Below are 5,794 nucleotides of genomic sequence, written 5' to 3'. Positions count from 1 at the left end.
CTCCGGCCGAAGGCGCTGCGGCGGCTCCCGCGGAAGGCGCGGCTCCGGCCGCTGCCGCTGCGGCTCCGGCGGCGGCGCCCGCCGCCTAAGGCGCGGACGACAGTCGAACGATTGGGGAAAGGCGGCCTTCGGGTCGCCTTTTTCTGCATCTGGGGGGGCTCCCTCAATCCGCTCATCCCCGCGGAGGCGGGGACCCAACGAGAGCCACGGACGCGCCCGCCCGGCGTGCGCTTTCGACTTCAGCGCCGCAGATGCAGCCAAAGCACTGGGTCCCCGCCTCCGCGGGGATGAGCGGTAGTAGAGTGTCAGATCCGCCGGAAAACCGCTGACGCGAAGCCTTCGCCGGTCAGCCGCGCCTCGACCTCGGCCAAGGTCTCGATGACCACGCCGCCGCGCGCGCCGGTCGAATGAATGACCTGATCCGCGTCGACCATGATGGCCGAGTGGCCGGTCCAGTCGTCGCCCGCCGGAGCCATCCAGACGACCAGGTCGCCGCGCTGGGCCGCATCCGGGGCTATGGGGCGTCCCAGGTCGGCCTGGCCGGCGGACCGACGCGGACCGGGCAGACCGCAGGCCAGTAGGGCCTGCTGCACCAGACCCGAGCAGTCGGTCTCGAACGAGGAACGGGCACCGAGCGCATGGGGACGGCCCAACAGGCGTTCGGCCACGGCGACCGGTTCGCGCTCGAAGTCGCCGACAGGTTGAAGATCGTGCTCGCTCAGCCCCTCGGCCGTCTCGCCGACCAGGGCGTTCAGCGGCAGGGCGGCGGTGACGGAGGCGACGCGGCGGCTGGCCAGGGGCGCGCCGGGCGACAGAACGTCCAGCGCCACCCAGCCGACGATCCCGTCGCGGCGCGCGCGGCCCCAGGCCCGATCGCCCTGACGGTGAAGCACGTCGAAGGCTTCGCCGTGCAGCAGTTGGTCGATGCGCTGATCCGCGTCCGAGACGATGTCCGCGACCGGAACCCGGCAATGCATGGCCTCGGTCCGCGCATAGGCCTCGGCCCGCATCAGACCTTCCAGCGCCTGTTCGGCCAGCACCACGCGATCCCCGTCCCGAAGGATCAGGGGCGCGCCGGGCGGGATCAGGTCGAGGGCGTCGGACAAACAGGGACTCGGCGGTTCACGCGGGTGAGCCGCCGTTTGTAAACCCCGAAGCCAAATCGGGCGTTAACAGCCTTGGCTATTTGGCGAATCGGTCGCGCAGGTAGCGATAGCAGGCGCGCAGGCCTTGCGCCTCGCCGCCTTCCGGCCAGCCCGGACGGGCGCGCGGGTTCCAGGCGAAGATGTCCATGTGGGCCCAGGATCCCGTCGTCGGCGCGAACTTCTGCAGGAAGAGCGCCGCCGTCACCGACCCGGCCTGGGCCCAGGCGGCGGAATCATTGCGCAGGTCGGCGATCTCGCTGTCCAGCGAGGCGCGATAGCCGGCCCACAGCGGCATCCGCCACAGGGGATCGCCCACCGCGCGGCCCGCCGACAGGATGCCCTCGGCCAGCGCCTCGTCGTCGGTGTAGAGGGGCGGCAGTTCGGGGCCGAGCGCCATGCGCGCCGCCCCGGTCAGGGTGGCGAAGTCCAGCGTCAGATCGGGCTCATGCTCCCCCGCCCGCGTCAGCACGTCGGCCAGGATCAGTCGGCCTTCGGCGTCGGTGTTGCCGATCTCGATGGTCAGGCCCTTGCGGCTGGACAGGATGTCGCCGGGGCGGAAGGCGTCGGCGGACACCGCGTTCTCGACGGCGGCGACCAGCACCACCAGCCGCACCGGCAGATCGGCCTGCATGATGAGGCGGCCGAGGGCCAGGGCGTGGGCCGAGCCGCCCATGTCCTTCTTCATGTTGCGCATCCCGGCGGCGGGCTTGAGGTCCAGACCGCCGGTGTCGAACACCACGCCCTTGCCGACCAGGGCCACCAGCGGCAGGTCGGTGCGGTCCAGCTTCCAGCCGATCTCCAGCACGCGCGGCGCGCGGTGCGGGGCGGCGGCGCGGCCGACGGCGTGACCGGCCGGGTAACTTGCATCAAGCAATGCGTCGCCGGTCGTGACGGTGAGCGTGGCCCCTGCGGATTGGGCGATCTCGCGGGCGATGGTCTCGATCTGCAGCGGCCCCATGTCGGCGGCGGGGGTGTCGACCATCTCGCGGGCCAGGGCGGCGGCGGCGGCGATGTTCAGCGTCTCGGTCAGGTCGAGACCGGCGGGCGCCACCAGACGGGCGCGGGCGCGCTCGGGCCGGGCCTTGTAGCGGTCGAACAGATAGCCGCCGAGGGCGAAAGCCAGGGCGGCTTGCGACGCCGCCTCGCCCTCGACGCCTTCCAGCCGCCAGTCGCCGGCGGGCAGACGGGTCGGCAGGGACCGGGCGCTCATCGGTTCGAAGGCCTCGCCCGCGCCGAACAGGGCCTCGGCCGCCGCGCCGTCGTCGCCGGGGAGGATCAGCAGCTGGCCCGCCTTGCCGGTGAAGCCATTGGCCTCGGCCCAGGCGGCCGCCTTGCCGGTCAGAGCCTGCCCACCCTTGACCACGCGCACCGGGCGGGCGGCGTCGGAGGCGGCGATCAGCAGGTCGGAGTGTGCGACGGACATGGGGCGAGCCTTTCCGGCCCTTAAAGGCCGATTAACCAAACCTTGACCCGGAGGGGCGACGCTGAGGCCGCAGGAAACCGTCCGGACCCTCTCCATGTCGCGCACCGCCGCCGCCGCCGCAACCATGACGCTGGCTCTTGTGAGCCTGTCGGGCGCCGTTCAGGCCCAGACCTCGCCCCAGACCCCGGCCCCGGCCGCCGCCGCGCCCGCGCGCCAGCCCGCCGACGCCGCGACGCGGGCCAGCTACGACCGCGCCGACGCCCTCAGCCGCTCGGTCTTCTGGGCGCAGGAACAGCAGATCAATCCAATGGACCCGGTGGCCGGCGTCCGCCTGGCCCAGGCCCTGCGCGAAATGGGCCAGTTCGATCAGGCCGCCGAGACGGCGCAGGGCGTGCTGCTGGTGCAGCCCGCCAACCTCGAGGCCATGCTGGAGGTCGGCCGCGCCCACATCGCGCGCGGTCAGGCCTTTTACGGCATCGCCGCCCTGGAACAGGCCCGCGCCGCCGCGCCACGCGACTGGCGCCCCCTGTCGCTGCTGGGCGTGGCCTATCAGCAGGTGCGCCGCCCCGACGACGCCAAGGCGGCCTGGACCGAGGCCCTGCGCCTGTCGCCCGACAATCCCGACGTCCTGACCAACGCCGCCATCGCCCGGATGGGCGAAGGCGATGCGCCCTCGGCCGAAATCCTGCTGCGCCGCGCCGCCGCCCAGCCGACGGCGACGCTGAAGGTGCGCCAGAACCTGGCCCTGTCGCTGGGTCTGCAGGGCAAGACCGCCGAAGCCGAGGCCATCCTGCGCCGCGACCTGCCGCCCGAAGCCGCCGACGCCAACCTGCGCTGGCTGGCGGAGCGGACGGCGGCGGCGTCTGCTGCCGCCGCCGTCCCCGTCGCCGAGACCGGAACAGCCCGCACCTGGTCCTCGGTGCAGGGCGGGTAAAAGCAGGAACGCTTCACCTTCCGGTTCGGAGCGCCTATCTTTCTCCTATGATCGACGACCTCTACAGCGCGCGCATCCTGTCGCTGGCGGCCAACCTGCCGCACAGCGGGCGGCTGGCCGCGCCGCAAGGCAGCGCCGAGCGCGTGGCCAAGCTGTGCGGGTCCAAGGCGACCGTGGACGTGGTGCTGGATGGCGAGGGCCGCATCAGCGACGTCGCCCAGGCGGTGAAGGCCTGCGCCCTGGGTCAGGCGGCGGCGGGCGTGGTGGGCGAGAGCATCCTCGGCGCCTCGGCGGCGGAGATCCTTGCGGCCCGCGACGCCATGCTGGCCATGCTGAAATCCGGCGGCGACGGTCCGGTCGGTCGCTTCGAGGGCCTGCGGGTGCTGAAACAGGTCGCCGACTATCCGGCGCGCCACGCCTCGACCATGGTGGCGCTGGAAGCGACGCTCGAAGCCGTGAACCAGGCGCTGGAGAAACACCACAGCGATACGCGAACTCGCCTCGCCGGCGCGGCCTGAAGGCTTCGTCCGGTTGATCCCCCTGCGATGAAGAGGGATAAGCGGCGCGAACCCGAAACAGAGCCCCCGGCGAAGGGACCGATGTCTCTCTACGAACGCAGCGTCCGCGCGGCCCATCGGGGCTATAAGGTGACGCTGTCCCCCTTCTTCGGCCAGTCGTGCCGGTTTCTGCCGACCTGTTCGGACTATGGGCGCGACGCCCTGCTGCAACACGGTCCGGTTCGGGGGGGATGGCTCACCGTGCGCCGTCTCTGTAAATGCCATCCCTTCGGCGGTTCGGGCTATGATCCCGTGCCGCCCGCCAAGATCGAAAAAGAACGACCGTCATGATCGAACTGAAATTCCCCGACGGCGCCGTGCGTCAGTATCCCGCCGGCTCGACGGGCCGCGACGTGGCCGCCGCCATCTCGCCCTCGTTGGCCAAGAAGGCGGCCCTGGTCGTCTGGAACGGCGAGCAGCGCGACCTGGACCGCGTCATCGACGGGAACGGTGACTTCCGCCTGCTGATGCGCGACGATCCCGAGGCGCTGGAGACCATCCGCCACGACGCCGCCCACGTCCTGGCCCAGGCCGTGCAGGAGCTCTTCCCCGGCACCCAGGTCACGATCGGCCCGGCCATCGAGGACGGCTTCTATTACGACTTCGCCCGCGACGAGCCCTTCTCGACGGACGACTTCGCCAAGATCGAAAAGAAGATGGGCGAGATCATCGACCGGGGCGCGCCGCTGGAGCGTCAGGTCTGGGACCGCGACACGGCCATCGCCCACTTCGAGAAGATCGGCGAGACCTACAAGGCCGAGCTGATCCGCGACCTGCCGGGCACGGAGACCATCACCGTCTACAAGCAGGGCGAGTGGGCCGACCTGTGCCGGGGGCCGCACTTCCCGACCACCAAGTTCGTCGGCAAGGCCTTCAAGCTGACCAAGCTGGCCGGCGCCTACTGGCGCGGCGACTCGTCCAAGGCCCAGCTGCAGCGCATCTACGGCACCGCCTGGGCCACCCAGGCCGATCTGGACGCCTATCTGCTGCGCATCGAAGAGGCGGAAAAGCGCGACCACCGCAAGCTGGGCCGCGCCATGGAACTCTTCCACATGCAGGAAGAGGGCCGGGGCATGGTCTTCTGGCACCCCAAGGGCTGGGTCCTGTGGCGCGTGCTGGAGGCCTATATGCGCCGCCGTCTGGACGCCGCCGGCTATGTCGAGGTCAAGACGCCGCAGGTTTTGGACCGCAAGTTCTGGGAGGCCTCGGGCCACTGGGAGAAGTACCGTCCCAACATGTTCGTCTGCGAGACGGTGGAGGGCGAGACCCTTTCCCTCAAGCCGATGAACTGCCCCGGCCACGTGCAGATCTTCGATCAGGGCCAGCGGTCCTATCGCGAACTGCCGCTGCGCATGGCCGAGTTCGGCGCCTGCCACCGCTATGAGCCGTCGGGTTCGCTGCACGGCCTGATGCGCGTGCGCGGCTTCACCCAGGACGACGCCCACATCTTCTGCCGCGAAGACCAGATCGTCGACGAGACGGCCGAGTTCATCAAGCTGGCCAAGAGCGTCCACGCCGACCTCGGCATGGAGACGGCCTACATCAACCTGGCCACCCGCCCCGACGTCCGCGCCGGTTCGGATGAGTTCTGGGACAAGGCCGAGGCCCAGATGGCCGAAGCCGCCCGCGCCGCCGGGGTCGAGCCGGTCATCGCCGAGGGCGACGGCGCCTTCTACGCGCCCAAGCTGGACTTCATCGTCAAGGACGCCATCGGCCGCGAATGGACCTGCGGCAC

6 protein-coding genes are annotated in these 5,794 nt (G+C 71.0%); 4 read left to right on the top strand and 2 right to left on the bottom strand.

Annotated features, from left to right (window positions below):
* Window positions 1-305: 305 nt before the first annotated feature.
* The gene (locus VGE49_RS07265) at window positions 306-1,106 is read right to left on the bottom strand and encodes a C40 family peptidase (protein WP_331033893.1); all 801 of its coding nucleotides are present in this window, start codon (window positions 1,104-1,106) and stop codon (window positions 306-308) included.
* 76 nt (window positions 1,107-1,182) lie between these two features.
* Window positions 1,183-2,568, bottom strand: coding sequence for a leucyl aminopeptidase family protein (locus VGE49_RS07260; RefSeq protein WP_331033892.1), 1,386 nt, complete (start codon window positions 2,566-2,568; stop codon window positions 1,183-1,185).
* Window positions 2,569-2,662: 94 nt separating this feature from the next.
* Between VGE49_RS07260 and VGE49_RS07255 the strand changes: the two genes are divergently transcribed.
* From VGE49_RS07255 to thrS, 4 genes are all read left to right on the top strand, one after another.
* The gene (locus VGE49_RS07255; RefSeq protein WP_331033891.1) at window positions 2,663-3,502 is read left to right on the top strand and encodes a tetratricopeptide repeat protein; all 840 of its coding nucleotides are present in this window, start codon (window positions 2,663-2,665) and stop codon (window positions 3,500-3,502) included.
* Window positions 3,503-3,549: 47 nt separating this feature from the next.
* Entirely contained in the window at window positions 3,550-4,020 is a 471-nt protein-coding gene (locus VGE49_RS07250; RefSeq protein ID WP_331033890.1) for an iron-sulfur cluster assembly scaffold protein, read from the top strand.
* Between the two features lie 81 nt (window positions 4,021-4,101).
* Entirely contained in the window at window positions 4,102-4,350 is a 249-nt protein-coding gene (yidD, locus tag VGE49_RS07245) for a membrane protein insertion efficiency factor YidD (RefSeq protein ID WP_105562548.1), read from the top strand.
* Window positions 4,347-5,794 (top strand): threonine--tRNA ligase (gene thrS, locus VGE49_RS07240; RefSeq protein ID WP_331033889.1); only part of this gene is annotated, 1,448 nt, incomplete at its 3' end. The genes yidD and thrS, both read left to right, overlap by 4 nt.

The sequence above is a fragment of the Brevundimonas sp. genome, from assembly GCF_036405315.1.
Lineage (GTDB): Bacteria > Pseudomonadota > Alphaproteobacteria > Caulobacterales > Caulobacteraceae > Brevundimonas.
The sequence above is the reverse complement of the archived record's forward strand: the minus strand, read 5'-3'. Positions and strand labels throughout refer to the sequence as shown.